The organism is Streptomyces sp. NPDC056486 (genome assembly GCF_042795295.1).
Classification (GTDB): domain Bacteria; phylum Actinomycetota; class Actinomycetes; order Streptomycetales; family Streptomycetaceae; genus Streptomyces.
The window spans coordinates 1-21651 of sequence record NZ_JBHTSF010000145.1; the positions used below are offsets into that span (position 1 = coordinate 1).

21 protein-coding genes are annotated in these 21651 nt (G+C 71.1%); 17 read left to right on the forward strand and 4 right to left on the reverse strand.

Annotated features, from left to right (window positions below):
- Nucleotides 1-22 precede the first annotated feature (22 nt).
- Complete coding sequence (locus tag ACFQ7F_RS36535; protein WP_383280480.1) at nt 23-586, reverse strand: lysophospholipid acyltransferase family protein; 564 nt, start codon at nt 584-586, stop codon at nt 23-25.
- A 533-nt stretch (nt 587-1119) separates the two neighbouring features.
- Here ACFQ7F_RS36535 and ACFQ7F_RS36540 point away from each other — a divergent pair.
- From ACFQ7F_RS36540 to ACFQ7F_RS36550, 3 genes are all read left to right on the forward strand, one after another.
- Nucleotides 1120-2295, forward strand: a complete 1176-nt coding sequence (locus ACFQ7F_RS36540; protein ID WP_383280482.1) for a glycerophosphodiester phosphodiesterase — start codon at nt 1120-1122, stop codon at nt 2293-2295.
- Nucleotides 2296-2410: 115 nt separating this feature from the next.
- On the forward strand, nt 2411-2926 hold the full coding sequence (locus ACFQ7F_RS36545) for a sigma-70 family RNA polymerase sigma factor (RefSeq protein ID WP_383280485.1): 516 nt from the start codon (nt 2411-2413) through the stop codon (nt 2924-2926).
- 37 nt (nt 2927-2963) lie between these two features.
- Nucleotides 2964-3467, forward strand: a complete 504-nt coding sequence (locus tag ACFQ7F_RS36550; RefSeq protein WP_383280488.1) for a GNAT family N-acetyltransferase — start codon at nt 2964-2966, stop codon at nt 3465-3467.
- Nucleotides 3468-3663: 196 nt separating this feature from the next.
- Here the strand turns inward: ACFQ7F_RS36550 and ACFQ7F_RS36555 are convergent, their stop codons facing one another.
- Nucleotides 3664-4116 (reverse strand): hypothetical protein, encoded by a 453-nt coding sequence (locus ACFQ7F_RS36555; protein WP_383280491.1) that lies wholly within the window; start codon nt 4114-4116, stop codon nt 3664-3666.
- A gap of 1 nt (nt 4117) precedes the next feature.
- Nucleotides 4118-4477, reverse strand: a complete 360-nt coding sequence (locus ACFQ7F_RS36560; RefSeq protein WP_383280494.1) for a hypothetical protein — start codon at nt 4475-4477, stop codon at nt 4118-4120.
- Between the two features lie 70 nt (nt 4478-4547).
- Between ACFQ7F_RS36560 and ACFQ7F_RS36565 the strand changes: the two genes are divergently transcribed.
- From ACFQ7F_RS36565 to ACFQ7F_RS36610, 10 genes are all read left to right on the forward strand, one after another.
- Nucleotides 4548-5195 carry an HAD family hydrolase gene (locus tag ACFQ7F_RS36565; RefSeq protein ID WP_383280496.1) on the forward strand — a complete coding sequence of 216 codons (648 nt, stop codon included), beginning with the start codon at nt 4548-4550 and terminating at the stop codon, nt 5193-5195.
- A 407-nt stretch (nt 5196-5602) separates the two neighbouring features.
- Nucleotides 5603-6661 (forward strand): methionine ABC transporter ATP-binding protein, encoded by a 1059-nt coding sequence (locus ACFQ7F_RS36570; protein ID WP_383280499.1) that lies wholly within the window; start codon nt 5603-5605, stop codon nt 6659-6661.
- The gene (locus ACFQ7F_RS36575) at nt 6658-7395 is read left to right on the forward strand and encodes a methionine ABC transporter permease (protein ID WP_383280502.1); all 738 of its coding nucleotides are present in this window, start codon (nt 6658-6660) and stop codon (nt 7393-7395) included. The genes ACFQ7F_RS36570 and ACFQ7F_RS36575 overlap by 4 nt, the downstream gene beginning before the upstream one ends.
- A 55-nt stretch (nt 7396-7450) precedes the next feature.
- Nucleotides 7451-8284 carry a MetQ/NlpA family ABC transporter substrate-binding protein gene (locus ACFQ7F_RS36580; RefSeq protein ID WP_383280505.1) on the forward strand — a complete coding sequence of 278 codons (834 nt, stop codon included), beginning with the start codon at nt 7451-7453 and terminating at the stop codon, nt 8282-8284.
- Nucleotides 8285-8286: 2 nt separating this feature from the next.
- Entirely contained in the window at nt 8287-9120 is an 834-nt protein-coding gene (locus tag ACFQ7F_RS36585) for a MetQ/NlpA family ABC transporter substrate-binding protein (protein ID WP_383280508.1), read from the forward strand.
- A 135-nt stretch (nt 9121-9255) separates the two neighbouring features.
- Nucleotides 9256-9897, forward strand: coding sequence for a GNAT family N-acetyltransferase (locus ACFQ7F_RS36590; RefSeq protein WP_383280510.1), 642 nt, complete (start codon nt 9256-9258; stop codon nt 9895-9897).
- A gap of 124 nt (nt 9898-10021) precedes the next feature.
- A complete protein-coding gene (cbiE, locus tag ACFQ7F_RS36595; RefSeq protein ID WP_383280513.1) occupies nt 10022-11233 on the forward strand; it encodes a precorrin-6y C5,15-methyltransferase (decarboxylating) subunit CbiE in 1212 nt (403 codons plus the stop codon).
- A 353-nt stretch (nt 11234-11586) separates the two neighbouring features.
- Nucleotides 11587-15504, forward strand: a complete 3918-nt coding sequence (gene cobT, locus ACFQ7F_RS36600) for a nicotinate-nucleotide--dimethylbenzimidazole phosphoribosyltransferase (protein ID WP_383280516.1) — start codon at nt 11587-11589, stop codon at nt 15502-15504.
- 188 nt (nt 15505-15692) lie between these two features.
- Complete coding sequence (cobA, locus tag ACFQ7F_RS36605; protein WP_383280520.1) at nt 15693-16925, forward strand: uroporphyrinogen-III C-methyltransferase; 1233 nt, start codon at nt 15693-15695, stop codon at nt 16923-16925.
- A gap of 118 nt (nt 16926-17043) precedes the next feature.
- Nucleotides 17044-17862 carry a TrmH family RNA methyltransferase gene (locus tag ACFQ7F_RS36610; RefSeq protein ID WP_383280523.1) on the forward strand — a complete coding sequence of 273 codons (819 nt, stop codon included), beginning with the start codon at nt 17044-17046 and terminating at the stop codon, nt 17860-17862.
- Here ACFQ7F_RS36610 and ACFQ7F_RS36615 read toward each other — a convergent pair.
- The gene (locus ACFQ7F_RS36615; protein ID WP_383280526.1) at nt 17853-19184 is read right to left on the reverse strand and encodes a serine/threonine-protein kinase; all 1332 of its coding nucleotides are present in this window, start codon (nt 19182-19184) and stop codon (nt 17853-17855) included. The genes ACFQ7F_RS36610 and ACFQ7F_RS36615 overlap by 10 nt on opposite strands.
- 195 nt (nt 19185-19379) lie before the next feature.
- Here ACFQ7F_RS36615 and ACFQ7F_RS36620 point away from each other — a divergent pair, with 195 nt between their 5' ends.
- The 4 genes from ACFQ7F_RS36620 to ACFQ7F_RS36635 form a co-directional block, all read left to right on the forward strand.
- Nucleotides 19380-19646: a hypothetical protein gene (locus ACFQ7F_RS36620; protein ID WP_266868958.1), complete on the forward strand. Its 267-nt coding sequence runs from the start codon at nt 19380-19382 to the stop codon at nt 19644-19646.
- A 198-nt stretch (nt 19647-19844) separates the two neighbouring features.
- Nucleotides 19845-20051 carry a hypothetical protein gene (locus ACFQ7F_RS36625; protein ID WP_383280529.1) on the forward strand — a complete coding sequence of 69 codons (207 nt, stop codon included), beginning with the start codon at nt 19845-19847 and terminating at the stop codon, nt 20049-20051.
- 286 nt (nt 20052-20337) lie between these two features.
- On the forward strand, nt 20338-21270 hold the full coding sequence (locus tag ACFQ7F_RS36630; protein ID WP_383280532.1) for an aminoglycoside phosphotransferase family protein: 933 nt from the start codon (nt 20338-20340) through the stop codon (nt 21268-21270).
- 69 nt (nt 21271-21339) lie between these two features.
- Nucleotides 21340-21651 (forward strand): zf-TFIIB domain-containing protein (locus tag ACFQ7F_RS36635; protein WP_383280535.1); only part of this gene is annotated, 312 nt, incomplete at its 3' end.

Sequence of the window (21651 nt, forward strand, 5' to 3'; positions counted from 1 at the left end):
CCGTAAGACCAGTTCCGGGCGGCTACGCCGCCTTCGCCTTCGTGGCGTACATGTCCACGTACTCCTGGCCGGAGAGCTGCATGACCTCCGTCATCACGGAGTCCGTCACCGCCCGCAGGACATAGCGGTCGCGGTCCATGCCCTCGTACCGCGAGAACTCCATCGGCTCACCGAAGCGCACCGTGACGCGGCCCGGGCGCGGGAGGCCCTTGCCGCCGGGCTGGAGCTTGTCCGTGCCGATCATCGCGAAGGGGACGACGGGCGCGCCGGTCATCAGGGTCAGCCGGGCGATGCCGGTGCGGCCGCGGTACAGGCGGCCGTCGGGGGAGCGGGTGCCTTCGGGGTAGATGCCGAAGAGCTTGCCCTCCTCCAGGACGCGCCGCCCCGTCATCAGGGCGGCGACACCGCCGTGGCCGCCGTCGCGGTCCACGGGGATCATGCCGGAGCCGGTGAAGAACCAGGCCATCAGGCGGCCCTTGAGCCCCTTGCCCGTGACGTACTCGTCCTTGCCGATGAAGAACACCGGGCGCGGGCAGACGAGGGGCATGATCATCGAGTCGATGAACGTGAGGTGATTTCCGGCCATGATGACCGGGCCAGTGCCCGGAATGTTCTCTGCGCCTTCCACCCGAGGGCGGAACATCAGACGCAAGATCGGTCCGAGCACAGCCTTGATGAGCGCGAGACGGGACAACGGGCCCTCCGGTGTCAACGGGTTGACGACGAGTATGTGCAGGTGAGGACGATACTCGCGGGTCCCCGCTCACCGCACATCGGGTTCACGCACTTGATACGCAGAGTTGACGCACGGGTGCGTGGTGTAGCGCTCGAACCGCCCTCCGTGTGACGACGTTATCCCTGTGTGCCGCGTGTGGCGCGCCCTAGTGGCCCTTGTCACGCACCGCGGTCACACGCTGCCACGGAGTTCGGCGGCCGTCGGCGCCGGGCCGCACCGGTCAGCGCCGGACCGGAGCGCACCGAACGGACCCCGCCCCGCACACCAGTCGCCATCCGGCGTCACCCTTCCGTTCGGTCCAGGGTCTCCCTTCCGTCACGTGCGGCCACCTACGATCGTGCCGCTTTGTCAGGTGCAAGGCAGCACATCGGGAGGAGCGTTCAATGGCTACGCAGAAGTCGAGGCAGCCGGGGTCGGGGGAGCGGCGCCCGGGGCGGCGCGCGCTACTGGGAGCGGCCGTCCTCGGGGCGAGCACGGCCGTCGTAGGACTGCCCGGCGTGGCGCGAGCCGACGCGAAGCACGGGCATGGGCACGGGGGATACAAGGACCTGCCGAAGCCCACGATCGTCGCGCACCGCGGCACCAGCGGCTACCGGCCCGAGCACACGCTCGGTTCGTACCAGCTGGCTCTCGACATGGGCGCGCACGTCATCGAGCAGGACGTCGTGCCCACCAAGGACGGCCATCTCGTATGCCGTCACGAGAACGACATCACCGCGACGACGGATGTCGCCGCGCACTCCGAGTTCGCGTCCCGCAAGACCACCAAGTCCGTGGACGGTGTCTCGCTCACCGGATGGTTCACCGAGGACTTCACGCTCGCCGAGCTGAAGACGTTGCGCGCCAAGGAGCGCATCCCCGGCACGCGCCAGCGCAACACCCTCTACGACGGCCGCTGGGAGGTGCCCACCCTGGAGGAGGTCTTCCAGTGGGCCGATAAGCAGGGCCGTGCGCACGGCAAGCGGATCTGGCTGCACATCGAGACCAAGCACCCCACGTACTTCCGCAAGCTGGGCCTGGGCCTCGAGGAGCCGCTCGCCAAGCTGCTCCGCAAGTACGGGCGGCACAAGAAGAACTCGCCGAACTTCCTGCAGTCCTTCGAGCCGAGCAGCCTCCAGCGTCTGAACAAGCTGGTCGGCCCGCCGCTCGTGGTGCTCCTGTCCACCGCGAGCTCCCGCCCCTGGGACTTCGTCGAGGCGGGCGACCCGCGCACCGTCGCCGACCTCATCAAGCCCGAGGGCCTGGAGTGGATGGCGTCGTTCGCGCAGGGCATCGGCCCCACGCTCGACCTGGTCATCCCGAAGAAGTCGGACGGCAGCCTCGGCACCCCGTCCACCCTGGTCAAGGACGCGCACAAGGCGGGCCTGATCCTGCACCCGTACACGATGCGCAACGAGAACACCTTCCTGCCCACGAACTTCAAGAAGGGCACCGACCCGAACGCCTACGGTGACGCCTTCGGAGCCTTCAAGGCGTACCTGGAGACGGGCATCGACGGGCTCTTCTCCGACAACTGCGACACCGCGCTGCTCGCCCGCGAGGACTTCCTCAAGGGCTGACACGCGCAGGCGTTCGCTGTGTGAGCTGCGTCAACAGCAGATCGTTCGGCCCCGGTTGGGGTGACAGACGGCCGCTCCGGCAACCTCCTGCCGGGGCGGCCGCGTCCCGCCCTGCATGACTCACTCGCTCATCCCCGCGTTGCGTCCGCTGCTCGCCGCCGAGGCCTCCGCCGCCGCGCACGGCTCCGGCACCGACCCCGGTGACCTCGAACAGGCCGTCTGGCTGCGCCTCCTCGAACGCATGGACGCCGCCGACCCACCCGCCGACCCGGCCGCCTGGCTGCGCGCCGCCGTGGCATCCGAGGCCCGCCTCACCCGACGTACGGCAGAGCGCGAAGTGGCGTACGCGACCGAGCCCGCCGACGACACCGAGCGCGGCCCCGAACAGCACGCCCTGCGGGCCGACCGCTACCGCACCCTGCACGCGGCGGTACGCAGACTGCCCGGCCGCTGCCCCGGTCTCATGGCGGCGCTGCTGTCCCCCAAGGACCTCACCTACCGGGAGATCGCGGGCGAGCTGGGAATGTCACAGGGCAGCCTGGGGCCGGAACGCTCCCGTTGCCTGGGGTGCCTTCGCAGAATGCTCGCGGCGGAGGTTGCAGTTCCCGAGCCGCGGGGAATGGAGCGATAGACAACCGGCGGAGCAGGTGAGCGGGAGGCATGCACACATGGGCATGAGCGTGACCATCTCGGAGGCGGGCGGACAGGACGCCGAGAAGATCCTCAAACTGCAGTACCTGTGCTACCAGAGCGAGGCCGAGCTGTACGGCGACTATTCCATCGAGCCGCTCACGCAGTCCCTCGACTCCATCAAGGCCGAACTGACCAGTGGCAGTGTGCTGGTGGCCCGCCTCGGCGACGAGGTCGTCGCGTCGGTGCGCGGCACGGTCGAACCCGACGGCACGGCGCGGATCGACAAACTGATCGTCCACCCCAGGATGCAGCGGCACGGTCTGGGCGGCAGGCTCCTGGACGCGATAGAGCGGCGGCTCGGCGCGAGCGGCACCGCCAAGTGCTTCCAGCTCTCCAGCGGCCATCGCAGCGAGCAGAACCTCCAGCTCTACCGCAAGCATGGCTATGCGGCGGTGAAGACCCAGCACGTGAACGAACGGCTGACGGTGGTCACTCTCTCCAAGGACACCGACGCGAACACCTTCGCGGCCAGCGTGTAGGCGGCCGGGGCGCGCAGCCCTAGGGCCTGTCGTCAAACTCCCGTCGTCCGCCCGGAGGGCGGGTCACGCGGCGTCAGGTGCGTGCTCTCGGCGTGCCGGGCGTAGATCCTCGTACTGGACGTACTTGGGTCTGCGCCCGGTGCGGCGAGAGGGCGTGCATGGCGTCGCGGGGCAGACGGGGGTTTGACGACAGGCCCTAGGCCCCCTGGACCGAGGCCCTGCGCGCCTTGTTCAACCAGAAGATCGCCGTGACCGGCAGGATCACCGGGATGAAGAGATAGCCCATCCCGAAGTCCGACCACACCGTGGCGTCGGGGAAGGCGGACGGCTCGACGAGCGTCCAGGTCCCGACGGCGAGGACGCCCACCAGCTCGGCGGCGCAGCACACCAGCGCCGCCTTGCGGGCCTTGTCGCCGCCGCGCACGAGCGAGTACGTGATGAAGCCGTAGACGAGCCCGGCGAGCGCGGACAGCGTGTACGCCAGCGGCGCCTTGTGGAAGTCCGTCGAGATCTGGACGGCGGAGCGCGACACGGCGCCGACCACCATCACCCCGTACAGCCACACCAGAAGGATGCCGGGCCCGCCGATCAGCCTCTGCCGGGTGGGCGCGGTCTCCTCAGAGTGCTTGCCGGGCTCTGTCACCGTCACCTCAGCCTCCCCAGATGTCGTAGAGCCGCACTTGGAGCACGGCAAGGACCACGCCGCCCGCGGCGACCGTGATGGAGCCCCAACGGGTGCGCTCGGCGAGGGACATGAAGCCCGCGGCCGGGATGCAGGCGAAGGCGCCGATCAGATACGACACGAAGATCGTCGTGCCCTGCTCGGGCTTCTCGCCCCGCGCCAGCTGGACGATGCCGACGATCAGCTGGACCGTGGCCAGGAACGTCACCACGGCCATGCCGATGAAATGCCAGTCCTTGGTCGGCTGGTCCCGGTAGGCGGCGAAACCGCACCACGCGGCGAGCGCGAGCGCGGCCACGGCGGTCGCGATCGTCAGGGCAACAAGCATGCGGTGACTTTATTACGGGCCCTATGACCCGATGCGCGCACCCCTGGGGTGCCCCGTACGCTCGGACACCATGAAGATCCACGCTGAAGCGCTCCTGTTCGACAACGACGGCACCCTCATCTCCTCCATGGAGTCGGTGTACCGCTGCTGGAGCCGCCTGGCGCAGGAGTACGGGATCACCGCCGAGGAATTCGCCGAGGTGGAGCTGCACGGCCGCCCCGCCGCCGAGATCATCGCCGACATGCTGCCCGCCGAGCGCGTCGCCGAGGCCGTGGCCCGCATCGAGGAGCTGGAGGTCTCGGACGTCGCGGGCGGTGTCGTGCTGCTTCCCGGCACCCGTGAGCTGCTCGCGTCCCTGCCCCCCGAGCGCTGGGCCGTCGTCACCTCCGCCGGGCGGCGCCTGGCCGAGGCCCGGCTCGCGGAGGTCGGCATCGACCCCGCGATGCTGATCGCCGCCGACGACATCACGCGCGGCAAGCCCGACCCGGAGCCCTTCCTGCTCGCGGCCGCGAAACTGGGCGTCGACCCGGCGCGCTGCGTGGTCTTCGAGGACGCCCCCGCGGGTCTCACGGCGGGACGCGCGGCCGGAATGACCACCGTGGCGTTGGCCACAACGCACACCGCGGGCGAGCTCTCCGCCGACGTCGTGGTGAAGGACCTCTCGGCCGTGTCCGCGCTGGCCACCGAGGGTGGCGTGGAGATCACCGCCGGGGACTGAGCACCTGCCATCCGCCGTCCGCACCTGTCCACCGATCGTCCGTATAGCGGACAACGGTGGGTGGGCGCGGACGCGCGCGTGTTTTACTGGTCCACATGACCACGACGAGCAGCCGCACCCTTGCGACCGAGGCGATCACGACGCCCGGTGCTCGTTGTATGTGTCGAATGTGCGCCTTCTGAGGGCCCCCGCACCACCCCTGAGCATCGCGCCCCGAAGCGAAGCCGCTGTGCCGCGCCCCTATGCGACGTACGCCTTATCGGCGGACCTGACGTAGGAAGCGAGCCTGCCCCGCGCACACGTCCTCCGGTTCTTTTCGCCACCGCGAGAAACCGTGCCGCGTTCCCCACGAATGCCCCGTGCCCGGCGAGAACCGCGCCGCGCACTCGACAGTGACGGAAACCCCTGTGATCACCACTTCCGGCCTCACCAAGGTCTACCGCTCACGCGGTCGTGAAGTAACTGCCCTCGACGGCGTCGATCTGCATGTCCGCGAAGGCGAGGTGTACGGCGTCATCGGCCAGTCCGGCGCCGGCAAATCCTCCCTGATCCGCTGCGTGAACCTCCTGGAGCGTCCCACCGCCGGCACCGTGACCGTCGCAGGACAGGACCTCACCGCCCTCGCGGGGCGCGGCAGCCGCGCGAGCAAGGACCTGCGCCGGGCGCGCAGCCGTATCGGCATGGTCTTCCAGCACTTCAACCTGCTGTCGTCGCGCACCGTCAAGGACAACATCGAGCTGCCCCTGGAGATCCTCGGTCTCAGTGGCGCCGAGCGCTCCCGCAAGGCGCTCGAACTGCTCGACCTGGTCGGCCTCGCCGACAAGGCGAAGTCCTACCCGGCGCAGCTCTCCGGCGGCCAGAAGCAGCGCGTCGGCATCGCCCGCGCGCTCGCCGGCGACCCGAAGGTGCTGCTCTCCGACGAGGCGACGAGCGCCCTGGACCCGGAGACCACCCGCTCCATCCTCAAGCTCCTGCGCGACCTCAACCAGCAGCTCGGTCTGACCGTCCTGCTGATCACGCACGAGATGGACGTCGTCAAGAGCGTCTGCGACTCGGCCGCCCTCATGGAGAACGGGCAGATCGTCGAGTCGGGCACCGTCACCGAGCTGCTCGCGACGCCGGGATCCGAGCTGGCCGCCGCGCTCTTCCCGGTCAGCGGCGAGGCGACGGGCGAGGACCGCACCGTCGTCGACGTGACCTTCCACGGCGAGGCCGCGACCCAGCCGGTCATCTCCCAGCTTTCGCGCACGTACAACATCGACATCTCGATCCTCGGCGCCGCGATGGACACCGTCGCGGGCAAGCAGGTCGGCCGCATGCGCATCGAGCTGCCAGGACGCTTCGAGGAGAACGTCGTGCCGATCGGCTTCCTGCGGGAGCAGGGACTGCAGGTGGACATCGCGGGCGAAGACCCCGCGACCACCCCGAAGGACAGCACGCTGCTGGTCAAGGAAGGTGCCAAGTGACCTGGTCGGAGATGCAGCCCCTGCTGGAGCAGGCCTGTTGGGACACCCTCTACATGGTCGGGTGGTCGACGCTGATAGCCGTCGTCGCCGGTCTTCCGCTCGGCATTCTGCTTGTCCTCACCGACCGCGGCGGGCTGCTGCAGAACACGGTCGTGAACAAGCTCATCGGGCAGATCGTGAACATCGCGCGCTCGATGCCCTTCATCATCCTCATGGTCGCCCTGATGGGCTTCACACGCTGGATCACGGGTACGACGATCGGCCGCGAGGCCGCCATCGTGCCGCTCGCGATCGGCGCCACGCCGTTCTTCGCGCGCCTCGTGGAGACCGCCGTGCGCGAGGTCGACGGCGGTCTCGTCGAGGCCGTGCAGTCGATGGGCGGCAACACCTGGACCATCGTGCGCAAGGTCCTCGTGCCGGAGTCGCTGCCCTCGCTGATCTCCAGCACCACCACGACGATCGTCACGATCATCGGCTACTCGGCCATCACCGGCGCCGTCGGCGCGGGCGGCCTCGGTGACATCGCGATCCGCTACGGATACCAGCGCTTCGAGACCGAACTGATGTGGATCACCGTCGGCGTCCTCGCCGTCGTCATCTCGATCATCCAGTTCGCGGGCGACTACGCGGCCCGCAGGCTGCACCGGCGCGGCGGCCACTCGGGCGCCGCCCCCAAGCTGCGCCTGCTCAAGCTCAAGGCGTCGTCCCCGCCGCCCCCGACCCCCTCGGTCTGAACCACCCCGCACACCCCATCGCGGGGCGTACCACTCATGGAGAAAGGCACTTTTCGTGCGTAACACCGCCAAGATCATCACCGCTGTCCTCGCCGCCGGAGCCCTCACCCTCGGCCTCTCCGGCTGCGGCTCCGACAAGGACTCCGCCGCGGACAAGGACGGCAAGCTCATCGTCGCCGCGACCCCGACGCCGCAGGGCGAGATCCTCGACTACGTCAAGGCGAACCTCGCCAAGAAGGCCGGTCTCGACCTCGAGGTGAAGGAGTTCACCGACTACGTCACGCCGAACACCGCCGTCGAGCAGGGCGAGGTCTTCGCGAACTACTTCCAGCACAAGCCGTACCTCGACGACTTCAACAAGAAGAACGGGACGGACATCGTGCCCGTCCCGAACGCGACGGTGCACCTGGAGCCGCTCGGCGTCTACTCCAAGAGCGTCAAGAAGCTCGACGACCTCAAGAAGGGCGCCACGATCGCCCTGCCGAACGACACCACCAACGAGGCCCGCGCGCTCAAGCTCCTGGCCGACAACGGCCTGATCGAGCTCAAGAAGGGCGTCGGCTACGACGCCACGCCCAAGGACGTCGCGAAGAACCCGAAGAACATCAAGTTCAAGGAGCTCGAGGCGGCTCAGGTGCCCCGCTCCCTCGGTGACGTCGACGCCGCGGTGATCAACGGCAACTACGCCCTCGAGGCCAAGCTCAGCCCGGCCAAGGACGCCCTCGTCGCCGAGCCCGCCAAGGACAACCCCTACGGCAACTTCCTCGCCGTGAAGAAGGGCGACGAGAACGACCCGCGCGTGAAGAAGCTCGCCAAGCTCCTCACCTCGCCCGAGGTCAAGAAGTTCATCGACGACAAGTACGACGGTGCCGTCGTCGCGGCGTTCTGATCATGCGTACGCCCGTCATGGCGGCCGCCGCGGGAGCACTCGCCCTCACGCTCGGCCTGACCGCCTGCGGCAGTGAAAAGGCCTCCGGCCAGGGAAGCGGCGGCGGTGACACGCTCACCGTCGGCGCCACCCCGACCCCGGCCGGCGAAGTCCTCACGTACATCAAGAAGAACCTCGCGAAGAAGGAGGGACTCGACCTCCGGATCACGGAGTTCACGGACTACGTCACGCCGAACACCGCGCTCCAGGAAGGCTCCCTCGACGCCAACCTCTACCAGCACACCCCGTACCTCGAGGACTTCAACAAGTCCAAGGGGACGGATCTCGTGCCGGTGACCGAGGTCTATCTGCCCGCGCTGGGGGTGTACGCGAAGAAGACGAAGGACATAGCCGACCTTCCCACCGGTGCGACCGTCGCCGTTCCGAACGACACCACCAACGAAGGCAGGGCGCTCCAACTCCTCGCCTCCAAGGGCCTCATCGGGCTCAAGAAGGGGGCCGGTTCGACCGCGACCCCCGAGGACATCACGTCCAACCCGAAGAAGCTCACCATCAAGCCGCTGGAACCCGCCCAGCTGCCGCGTGCCCTTCAGGACGTCGATGCGGCGGCCATCAACAACAACTACGCCCTCGACGCCGGGCTCGACCCCAAGAAGGACGCCATCCTTCTCGAGTCGCCCAAGGACAATCCGTACAACAACGTCCTCGCCGTCAAGAAGGGCGACCAGGACGATCCCCGGGTCGAGAAGCTGGCCGAACTGCTCACTTCACCCCAGGTGAAGCAGTTCATCGAGGACAAGTACAAGGGCTCCGTCCTGCCCGTCGAAACGAGCTGACGCACAGTCCGTTTCCGCCCTCACCACGGGGTCCGTTCCCGCTACGGGAGCGGACCCCGTGGTGGGTTTGCGCGCCGACATGCTGCATGCTGGGCTCTTCAGCAGGCCCGAGGGTTCCAGGTTACGGAGCAGCGCATGACTACCTTCCCCGACATCTCCATCAGCACGGAGCGGTTGGTGCTGCGCCCGTTCGAAGACGCCGACGTCTCCGCGTACGCGGAGATGATGAACGACGAGATGGTCACCGCCTGGACCTCCGCGCCCCAGCCCTACACCGAGGACGACGCCCGCGACTGGATCACCCGGCTCGCGCCCGCCGAGCGCACCGAGGGCCACGGAATCGCCCTCGCCGTCACGGAGTTCCTCACTCAGCGCCTGGTCGGCACCGTGCAACTGCGCGACACCAGCTGGCGCGTGCGCTCATGCGAACTCAATTACGTCGTCGCCCCCTGGGCCCGCGGCGAGGGCTACGCGTCGGAGGCGGCGCTCGCCATCGCCCAGTGGCTCTTCAACGACCAGCGCTTCGAGCGCATCGAGCTGCGCACCGCCGCCGACAACACGGCGGCCCAGCAGGTCGCGCAGAAGATCGGCTGTATCAGCGAGGGAGTCCTTCGGGGCGCCTGGATAGCGCGTACGAGGAACGGCGGGGATCCGTTCGGCGGCTGGATCGAGGTCCGCACCGACCTCATCGTGTGGAGCCTGCTCCCCGAGGATCTCGAAGGAGTCGGCGAGCAGCTCGCGGACAGCGGGTTCAGCGCTTTCTCCGACTGGAACTGACCGCTTGAACACCTGAGGTCCCCACCAGGTACGCTCGCCCCTGGTCGCACGCGGTTGCCCCCTACACGCGAAGCCCGGCCGCCACGGAACACCACGCGAGAACCGACCCAGGAGACAGACGACGATGGCCGACCGCGTCACGGTGATCGGCTGGGACGGTTCGCCGCTGACCGCCGCCGCTCGCTCGGCGCTCGGCGCCGCCACCCTCGTCGCGGGCGCGGCCCACCACCTGGCGCTCACCGAAGTGCCACCGGCCGCCGAACGGATCCGCCTGGGCAGCGTGAGCCTGGCCGCCCGCCGCATCGCCGCCCACCGTGGCACCGCCGTGGTCATCGCCGACGGCGACCCCGGCTTCTTCGGCGTCGTACGCACCCTGCGCGTCCCCGAATTCGGCCTCGAGGTCGAAGTGGTGCCCGCCGTCTCCTCCGTCGCCCAGGCCTTCGCCCGCGCCGGGATGCCCTGGGACGACGCCGAGGTCGTCGTCGCCCACCCGCGCACCCTGCGCCGCGCGGTGAACGTCTGCCGCGCACACACCAAGGTCGCCGTCCTCACATCGCCGGGGGCGGGCCCGGCCGAGCTCGGCCTGCTCCTCCAGGGTGTGCACCGCACCTTCGTGATCTGCGAGGAGCTCGGCACCGAGCGCGAGCAGGTCACCGTCCTCACATCGGACAAGGCCGCCGACCACACCTGGCGCGACCCGAACGTCGTCATCGTCATCGGCGGTACGGTCCCCGCGTCGGACACCGGCTGGATCGCGGGGCGCGACCCGGGCACCCCGCGCGGCTGGGCGCTGCCCGCCCCCGCCTACGGGGGCGAGGCCCAGCTCGGCGAGGGCGAGAGCGACCGCCTGCGGGCCGCCCAACTCGCCCGCATCGGCCCGCGCGTGGGCGACCTGGTCTGGGACATCGGCTGCGGCAGCGGCGCGTTCTCCGCGGAGGCCGCCCGTTTCGGCGCCGCCGTCATCGCCGTCGACGCCGACCCCGACGCCTGCGCCCGCACCATGGCGGTCGCCCGCCACTTCGGCGTCCAGCCGCAGATCGTGCACGGCACGGCGCCGCACATCCTCGAAGACCTTCCCGAGCCCGACGTCGTACGGGTCGGGGGCGGGGGAGCCGAGGTGGTCTCCGCCGTCGCCGACCGCCGCCCGGCGCGCATCGTGACGCACGCGTCCACCCGCGACGCGGCCGAACTCATCGGCAGGGGCCTGACGGAGCACGGATACGCGGTGGAATGCGCGCTGCTCCAGTCCGTCGAACTCGACACGCGGGCGTGGACGGAGCGTGAGCGGACCGTGGTCTTCCTGCTCTCCGGACAGTTGCCCGATCGCGCCCCGTGACCCTGCTGCGGCACGGTGCGGGGTAGGCTGGCCGATCGTTGTACCGCACCGAGTGTCCGGCAAATAGTTGTCCAATGTCCGGAAAGCTCGCCCGTTTTGGGGGGTGTGTGGTACGGCAGGACCGGAGGGCGCGCAACGTGGCGCAGCCCACAGCGGGCCGTTGCGGATCAAGCCGCCGCGGTGGCAGGCCGACCGGGACAATGCCTGTTGTCCGTATGCGGTTCGTGCCGCGCGGCGTGCACGCTCGTTGAGAATGACGGGCGGTTGGTGCGCCGCTCCGGGCAATGGGGCTTCCCCGGCCAAAGGCTGAGGGGCGGTCGAAGAAGCACTAACCGATGGGCGAGGGGTTACGCATGACCGACACCGGCCAGGTCCCGGGCGAGGGACTGCCGGAGAACGCAGGCATGGTGGAGCAGCCGGGCGTCCCCGCCCCGGGTGCGTACACCTTCCTCGACCCCTCCGAAAATCCCGCCGAGAGCGTCGCCCCCGCCGACGATGACGACCTTCTGCTGATGCCGGGTGCCCAGGGCGCCTGGAGCGAGCCGCAGTCGGCTGCGGACCAGTACGGGGTTGCCCAGAGTGGGACCGCGCAGCACGGCGTCGCTCAGCCGGTGGGTGCGCAGCCTGTGGGTACTCCGGTGGGGGCTCCTGTGGGTGTCCAGCACGCGTCTGTCGCGCAGGCCGCCGGTCAGCAGCAGGGTGTGGGACAGCACGCGGGCGACCCGTCCCTGGCGGATCAGTACGCGGCCGGTCAGCCGGTGGCCGACCCGTCCTCGGGGGGCCAGCCCCTCAACGGTCAGTCCGCCGGTGGCCGGCACTCGGCCGGTCATTCGCTGGGTGGTCAGCAGTCGATCGGTCAGCAGTCGCTCGGGCAGCCGCAGGCCGTGCACCAGCCGGGCCCGCACGAGACGGCAGGACGTGACAGCGGCTCGGTCGACCTCAACGGCGTCCAGCTGCCCGGCGCGCCCACGCCGGCGCCCGCCTCGCACCCCGGTCCTTCCCGCCGCCCGCTCCACCGGGGTCCTTCGGGCCCCGCCGTGCCCGACGGCACGGGAAGTCCCGTACGTTCGCTCGCCGACCGCGGTCCGGCCGGTGCCCCGCAGCACGCCGTGCCCGTGCGGCACGCGGGACCGCCGACCGTGGGACCCGAGTACCTCGACATCCCGCGTGACGCCGAGGGGATGCCGGGGCCGCAGCTCGGCGAGATCACGCCGCAGGGTGCTACGCCGTGGACGCCGCAGCCGCAGCCTCAGCCGTCCCAGCCGCAGCCCGCGCAGGCCGTCGCACCAGCAGAAACGGTCGTCCCGGACGCCACACCCGTCACAGAGATCGCGCAGGACGCACCGGACGCACAGGGGATGCCGGACTCACCCGCCACAGAGGCCCCGCAGCCCGCGGTGACGACCCCCGCACCCGCCACACCCGCCGCCGAGACGCCCCCGGCCGCCTTCCCGCAGGCCGCGGGTGCCGCCGACCCCGCGATCGCGCAGGGCGCCGAGGCCGACGACCAGTTCGCGCACGCCGTCGCCGAAGCCGGACAGCCCGCGTTCGCCGTGGACGCCGAGCAGCCGTCGGCCGTGTCGTCCGTGCCGGGCGTGCCGGCTGTGGAGTCCGCGCCCGCCCCGGAAGCGGGTCAGGAGCTCCCGCTCACCGCCGACGCCGAGCAGTTGTCCGCCGTGGGTCAGACCGCGCACGCGTCCGGCTCCGGTCAGCCGCAGTTCGCCGTGGCCGGAGCGCAGCCCTGGTCGGACGCGCCGCTCGCGGCCGCCGGGCACACGGCTCAGGGCCCGCACATCCCGCACGACCCCCAGGCCCCGCAGCACGCGGCCGCCGCCGTGGCCCAGGCGCCCGCGCCCCTCGGCCAGTTCGTGCCGGTCGAGGGCTCGGTGCCGACCACGCCCCACCTGGCCCCGACGCCGCCGCACGCCCTGTCCGTGCCCCCGGAGCACTTCGAGGCCCCGCAGCCCGACGTCCCCGATGTGCAGCCGGAGCCCGCCGCCGTACCGGCAGCAGAGTTCCCGGAAGCGCCGGGCACCCCGGAGGTCCCCGAGACCCCGGACGCCCAGGAGCCCTCGGCTCTCCCCGAAGCCGCAGAGGGCGCAGAGGCTCCAGAGGCCGCCGACGTCACCGAAGTCGCAGAGGCCCCCGAGCCCGCGTCACCGCAGCCCGCGGCCACCGTGCCCGCACCGCGTGACGGAGGAGAGCCCGCGGCGCAGAATCCCGTACCCGAAACGGCGGAAGAGCCCGTGCCGCAGGCGCCCGAGCCGACGGACACGGCAGCCGAAGCCCTGCCCCTCGAAATGAGCGAAGGACCCGCCGAAGCAGAGGCGGAGGCCGAGGCGGTGGCAGAGGCAGTGGCCGAGCCCGAGCTCCCCGAGCCCGTGGCCCCCGAGCCCGCGGCCGTCGCCGAAGCCGCGCCGCCCGTCGAGACGACGGAAGCCGCAGACCCGGCGGAAGCCACGGACGAGGCCGCCGCCTCGGAGCCGGTTACGGAGCCTGAGCCGGTCAAGGAGCCTGAGCCGGTCAAGCAGCCGGAGACGCCCGCCGCCCCCGCCTACGACGACGCCGAGCGCGAGGCCGTCCTGCGCGTCATGCGCGAACGCCGCGACATCCGCAACGGCTTCCGCAGCGACGCCATCCCGCACGAGGTCCTGCTCCGCGTCCTGGAGGCGGCGCACACCGCGCCCTCCGTGGGCCACTCCCAGCCCTGGGACTTCGTCGTCATCCGCTCGGCCGACACCCGGCGCACGATGCACGAGCTGGCCATGCGCCAGAAGGACGCGTACGCCAAGTCGCTCCCCAAGGGCCGGGCGAAGCAGTTCAAGGAACTGAAGATCGAGGCGATCCTCGACACCCCGGTGAACATCGTCGTCACCGCCGACCCGACCCGCGGCGGCCGCCACACCCTGGGCCGCCACACGCAGCCGCAGATGGCTCCGTACTCCTCGGCCCTCGCCGTCGAGAACCTCTGGCTCGCGGCGCGCGCCGAGGGCCTCGGCGTCGGCTGGGTCAGCTTCTTCGACGAACGCGAGATGGTCAGAACCCTCGGCCTGCCCGAGCACCTCGAAGTGGTGGCCTATCTCTGTGTCGGATACGTCGACGAGTTCCCCGAGGAGCCCGAGCTGATGCAGGCAGGCTGGTCCAAGCGCCGCCCGCTCTCCTGGGTGGTCCACGAGGAGACGTACGGCCGCCGTGCCCTGCCCGGCGAGGACCCGCACGATCTGCTCGCCGAGACCGTCTCCAACATCCGCCCGCTCGACGCCAAGGCGCTCGGCGAGGCGTGGGAGCGGCAGAAGCGCATGACGAAGCCGCCGGGCGCGCTCGGCATGCTGGAGATCATCTCCGCTCAGCTGTCCGGCCTCTCCCGGCAGTGCCCGCCGCCGATCCCGGAGCCCGCGGCCGTCGCGATCTTCGCGGGCGACCACGGCGTGCACGCCCAGGGCGTCACCGCCTGGCCCCAGGAGGTGACCGCGCAGATGGTCGCCAACTTCCTCGGCGGCGGCGCGGTCTGCAACGCCTTCGCCAACCAGGTGGGCGCCGAGGTCTGTGTCATCGACGTGGGCGTGGCGAGTGAACTCCCGGCCACCCCGGGCCTGTTGCCCCGCAAGATCCGCGCGGGCACAGCCGATATGACGACAGGTCCCGCCCTGAGCCGCGAAGAGGTCAAGGCGGCCATCGAGGTCGGCATCGAGACCGCCCGCGACCTGGTGGCCGCGGGCAACAAGGCCCTGCTCACCGGCGAGATGGGCATCGCGAACACCACGGCGTCCGCGGCCCTCATCTCCGTCTACACAGACACCGACCCGGGCGAGGTGACCGGCCGCGGCACCGGCATCAACGACGAGATGCACAGCCGCAAGGTCGACGTCGTGCGCCGCGCCCTCGAACTGCACCAGCCCGACCCGGCCGACCCGATCGGCGTCCTCGCGGCGATCGGCGGCCTTGAGCACGCGGCGATGGTGGGGCTGCTGCTCGGCGGCGCTTCCCTGCGTACCGCCGTGATCCTGGACGGCGTGAGTGCCGGCGCGGCGGCCCTGGTCGCCCGTGCCATCGCCCCCGAGGTCCTCGCGGCCTGCATCGCGGGTCACCGCAGCGCGGAGCCCGGTCATGTGGCGGCCCTGAACAAGCTGGGCCTGCGCCCCCTGGTCGACCTCGACCTCCGCCTGGGCGAGGGCACCGGCGCGCTCCTGGCCCTCCCGGTGGTCCAGAGCGCGGCCCGCGCGATGCACGAGGTGGCCACGTTCGACTCGGCCGGAGTGACCGAGAAGTAGCACCACGGTCCCAGACGAAGCGGGGGCCGGGCGAAGCCCCGGTTTCGGGAAGGGGCGGGCTGGGGGAGCTGCCCCACCCCGCCCCAGCCATACTGAACCCGCACGTCAAAGCAGCAACGCAACGCAGCCGCCCCACCGTCGCAGCGGCACCCGCAAAGCCCCGCGCCCCGCACGAGGAGCCACCCGCCATGGCCGAAAACCCCGCCTACCCCGTAGGCCTCCGCCTCACCGCCCGCCGCACGGTCGTGCTCGGCGGCGGCCAGGTGGCCCAGCGCCGCCTCCCCGCCCTGATCGGTGCGGGCGCGGACATCCTCCTCGTGTCGCCGACGGCGACCCCCTCCGTGGAGGCGATGGCGGACGCGGGCGAGATCAGCTGGGAGCGCCGCCGCTACGAGAACGGCGACCTCAAGGACGCCTGGTACGCCCTCATCGCCACCAGTGACCCCGAGGCCAACACGGCGGCATCCGCCGAAGCGGAAGCGGAGCGCGTCTGGTGCGTGCGCTCCGACGACGCCGAGGAAGCCACCGCCCTCACCCCCGCGACCGGCCGCTCCGAAGGCGTCACCGTCGCCATCCTCACCACGGACATCGACGGCCGCGACCCCCGCCGTACGGCAGCCATCCGTGACGCGGTCGTCGAGGGGCTGCGCGACGGCACCCTCGTGGCACCCCAGCAGCGCACGCGTACTCCTGGCGTCGCCCTCGTCGGCGGCGGACCCGGCGACCCGGACCTCATCACGGTCCGCGGCCGTCGTCTCCTCGCCGAGGCGGACGTGGTCATCGCCGACCGGCTCGGCCCCCGCGACCTGCTCGACGAACTCCCGCCGCACGTCGAGGTGATCGACGCCGCGAAGATCCCGTACGGCCGCTTCATGGCCCAGGAGGCCATCAACAACGCCCTCATCGAGCACGCGAAGCAGGGCAAGTCGGTCGTCCGGCTGAAGGGCGGCGACCCCTTCGTCTTCGGGCGTGGCATGGAAGAGGCCCAGGCACTCGCCGAGGCGGGCATCTCCTGCACGGTGGTCCCCGGCATCTCCAGCTCGATCTCCGTGCCGGGCGCCGCGGGCATCCCCGTCACGCACCGCGGGGTCGCCCACGAGTTCACGGTGGTCAGCGGCCATGTGGCCCCGGACGACGAGCGCTCCCTTGTCGACTGGCCGTCCCTGGCCAAGCTGCGCGGCACCCTCGTGATCCTGATGGGGGTGGACAAGATCGGCAAGATCGCCGAGGCGCTCACCGCGCACGGCCGGTCGCCCGGGACCCCCGTCGCCCTGATCCAGGAAGGCACCACCGCGGCCCAGCGCCGCGTGGACGCCACCCTCGCGACGGTCGCCGCCGAGGTCGCGGCCCACGAGGTGAAGCCCCCGGCGGTGATCGTCATCGGCGAGGTGGTGAACGTGGGTCCGGGCGGCCCCGCGTAACCGTCGGCCATCCCGGGCCCCGGATATCCCCTGGCCGCCCCGAGCTCCACGTAACCACCGGTAACCCAACCCGCTCCAAGGCGTTGGCACCACACCCAGGACAAGGCAGTATCACCCTGTGGCTGATCTCATCACCGTTGACGACCCCGCCGACCCGCGCCTGAGCGACTACACGGGCCTGACCGACGTCGAACTGCGCCGCAAGCGGGAGCCCGCCGAGGGCCTCTTCATCGCCGAGGGCGAGAAGGTGATCAGACGCGCCAAGCAGGCGGGCTACGAGATGCGCTCGATGCTGCTCTCCGCGAAGTGGGTCGACGTCATGCGCGACGTCATCGACGAGGTCCCGGCCCCCGTGTACGCGGTCAACCCCGACCTTGCCGAGCAGGTCACCGGCTACCACGTGCACCGGGGCGCCCTCGCCTCGATGCAGCGCAAACCGCTGCCGACGTCGGACGAACTCCTGACCAGGGCGCGCCGCGTCGTCGTCATGGAGTCGGTCAACGACCACACCAACATCGGTGCGATCTTCCGCAGCGCCGCCGCCCTCGGCATGGACGCCGTCCTGCTCTCACCGGACTGCGCCGACCCCCTCTACCGCCGCTCGGTGAAGGTCTCCATGGGCGCGGTCTTCTCCGTTCCCTACGCCCGCCTCGAATCCTGGCCCAAGGGCCTGGAGGGCGTACGCGAAGCGGGCTTCAACCTCCTCGCGCTCACCCCGGACGAGAAGGCGAAGACCCTGGACGAGGCGGCGCCCCACCGGATGGACCGGGTCGCGCTGATGCTCGGGGCGGAGGGCGACGGCCTCTCCACGCAGGCCCTGGTCGCCGCGGACGAGTGGGTCCGCATCCCGATGGCCCACGGCGTCGACTCCCTGAACGTGGGAGCGGCGGCCGCGGTCGCTTTCTACGCGGTGGCGACGGGCCGCCCTCAGCTCTGAGGGCCGGGCCCCGGATCCTGCCGCAGGCTCTGCTGCTGTACGGCGTGCACATCGTGTGCGCCGCTGCCGCCGAGCCCGCGCGCGGGTCCCTGGCACCCCTGGGCCGCCGCGATCGCCAGGGCCACGAGCAGCGTCACGACCACGAAGACGAAGAGCCGCTGGCGCAGCAGGCGCGGATTGGCGGGCCGCCGCGCGCCGCCGGAGCGTGTCGTGTTCCGGGGCTGCCCGGGACGCGAGTTGGACCGCGAGGAACTGGATCCGGCGCGCGAGGAATTCGGCCGTGAGGATCCGGTCCGCGAGGAACCGGTGCGAGAGGAACCGGTGCGCGAGGCATTCGGCCGCGAGGAACCGGGCCGTGACGAACTCGGCCGCGGCGGGGGAGTGCCCTGCGGATGACGCCGCTGGGTCTGCTGATCCACGTACTCCTCGGCCAGCCGTCCCGTCGGCCGGTCCTGGCTCTGGCGGGGCGCGGGCGGGCGCGGGTCGCCGAGGCCCTGTGCCTCACGGGCCGCGATCTCCTTGAGCCTGAGCGACAGTTGGAGTGTGCTGGGACGCTCCTCGGGGTCCTTGGCGAGACAGGCCCTGATCAGCGGGGCGAGCGCGTCCGGAACCCCGCCGAGCTGCGCCTCCTCATGGACGACGCGGTAGAGCATGACCTCTGAACTGCCGTGCCCGAAGGGTGAGTCCGCCATGCCCGCGTACGCCAGTGTGGCGCCGAGGGCGAACACGTCCGTGGCGGGTGTGACGGCGGCGCCGCGCACCTGCTCGGGCGCCAGGAAGCCGGGCGATCCGACGGCGGTGCCCACATGGGTCAGCGTCGAGGCGCCGGTGGCCCAGGCGATGCCGAAATCGATGATCCGCGGCCCCTTCGGGGACAGCAGGATGTTCGACGGCTTCAGGTCACGGTGTACGACACCGGCTTCGTGCACGGCGACGAGGCCTTCGGCGAGCGCCGAACCGACGACCGCCACATCGGCCGCGGAGAGCGGCCCCTCGGCGGCGACCTTGTCGTGCAGGGACGGCCCGGGGACGTACTGCGTGGCGAACCACGGCCGGTCGGCGTCGAGATCGGCGGCGACGAGCCGCGCGGTGCAGCCCCCGCGGATGCGCCGGGCCGCTGAGACCTCGCGCGCGAAGCGCGAGCGGAACTCCTCGTCCTCCGCCAGGTCGGGCCGGATCACCTTCAGGGCGACGCGCTGCCCCCGCCGGTCCGACCCCAGATAGACGACACCCATACCGCCGGCGCCCAGCCGCCTGTGCAGTCTGAACGAGCCGACGACACGCGGGTCCTCGCGCCGGAGCCGCATCATCGCCATGTCCATCCCTGCTGCCCGGTCCGTTGTCGTGCCACAGCTTACGTTTCCGTGGCCGGGCAGGTGCAGAGGCCGCGCCCTCGCGGCCCGACCGATTGTCAGTGCCGGGTGGGAAACTTGAAGAGTGATCAGGGGCGCGGGGGCGGGCGACTGTTGTGCGGGTCGCCGTTCTCAACCATCCATCGCTGAAGGGGGATTGATCCCGTGAAGGGTGATCGTGTGGAGATAGTCGTGGACGCCGGGGACACGACACGTACGTACGAGGTGGTGGCGAGCCGGGCGGGCCGCCGGGTGGAGACAGCGGTGCGCAGAGGGGTGGTCGAAGTGAGCGAAGTCACCCGTAGCGGGTCCGTCGTGCGGACGGCGCGGTTCATGGCGACCCGCGTCCTGGCTCTGGTCGAGCAGCCCGTTCCCCGGGAGGACACATCCGAGCAGGCCGCCCGCCCCCTCCGGGAAGACCCTGAGACCTAGGACCCCGTCTCCACCCATGGGAGTACATGACCGACGATCGGTCATCCTCCGGGAGGCCCGGCAATCGGTACGAGGGCATGACGCCCCGGGTCTTCGGCGCACCTAAATTTGAACTCAAGCGGCGGGTGCAGCACTCGTCCCCCGAGGTCAGACACCCGCCGCTGCCAAATTCATACAGACTCGGTCAGGAGAGGAACCATGGCGGACACGGCACCGCGGGCAATGTTCCGCACGCAAGGACGGAAGGCCTTCGCCTCGTTCGGCGTCCGCCCGTCCGGCACGCGCCACCCCTTGGTGGCGACGGCCATGGTTCTTCCCCTGGCGGCCCTGCTGGTGGTCGTCTTCGGCGGCTGGGAAGCAGTGGTCACACAGGCGTCGTCCGTGGGCGTGATGCTGGGGCGCTGAGCGGCGCCCCAGGCCCGGATGAGCGGTCCGGGCGGGGACATCCGGCCAGGAAACCCCGTGGGGACGGGGGTGCGGCGGACGGCACGAGAAATGCCCGCGCAGCTGGGGAGCTGCGCGGGCACTTCTTTGCGCCTAAACCGGCGCCGCTCTCGCGCAGGTGGCTGATCGCCGTCGGGGTTGCTCAATTGATGGTTGCGGACACCACGACCTCATAAGCACCCGGACGGAGCTCGACCTTCGGTGCGTACCCTCACCGAAGACCCACCGCCGCACCCCCGGGGGACCCGTGACCGCCTTGCTGCCCGCGCTGACCGCCAAGGTCCGGCACGCGGCCCACCGCACCCCGTGTGCCTGTGCCCCCGAAGCCGTCCTCGCGGACCGGGACGACGCCACCGTAGTCCGGCACGGTGACACCGTCGCCAAGGCTCATGCCCCGGGCACCGACCCCACCGAGCTCGCGGCCCGCCTCAAGGTCGCCGCAGCCCTGAACGGCACCCTCCTGCCTCCGCTCGGCGAGACGGCGATCCCGCTCCACGGCCGTCTGGTCACCCTCTGGGAGGCAGGCACCCCGGTGGACCGCGACGACCCCGACGCCGCCCCCTGGGAAGCTGTCGCCACTCTCCTGGCCCGCCTGCACGCCACACCCACGGCCGAACTCCCGCACCCGCTTCCGGACATGCGCGGCCCCACGAAGGCCGCCCGGGCGATGACGCGCATGCGGGCCGCGGGACCGCACCCCGCGGCCGTTCCCGTCGAGCGCGCCTGGGCCACGCTCCCCGGCTGGGCCCGCGCCGAGGCCCCCGCACCGCTCCCGGGTCTCCTGTGCCACGGCGACCTGCACCTGGGTCAGCTGGTCCGCACATCAGAGGGGCGCTGGCTGCTCATCGACGTCGACGACCTCGGCATCGGCGACCCGGCCTGGGACCTGGCCCGCCCCGCCGCCTGGTACGCCTGCGGTCTCCTGCCCGCGGATGAGTGGACCCGTTTCCTCACCGCCTACCGTGCGGCACGTGGACCCGCGGTCCCTGCGGACGGCACGGACCCCTGGCCCGCCCTGGACATACCGGCCCGTGCCCTCACCGCCCAGACCGCCGCCCTGGCCGTCGCCAAGTCCCTCAGGGAGCGCAGGACCCTGGACGAGATCGAGCAGGCAGTGGTCGACGCCTGTGATCGAATGTCCGCCCTCCCGCCGGAGTTGGCGCCCACCTCCACGAAGTAGGGTGCAACGCACCGAAGCCGGGCAGTCTTCCGGCGAAGCAGTCACGACCGGCGAGGAGTTGAGCCGACCATGCAGTGTCCCAAGTGCCATGCACCGATGCACACGTACAACCGCAATGGCGTCCAGATCGAGCAGTGCAGCGGTTGCCGCGGGATATTCCTCGACTACGGCGAGCTCGAGGCCCTGAGCCGGGTCGAGAGTCAGTGGGGCGGCCAGCAGGCCCCGCCCCCACCGCCCGGCCCGCAGGGGTACCCGGCCGCTCCCGCCCCGGCGTGGGGCGCTCCCCAGCACGGCGGTCACCACGGCGGCCATGGCGGACACGGCGGTCACTACGGCCACAACAAGCGCCACCAGAGCTTCGGGCACATGCTCTTCTCCTCC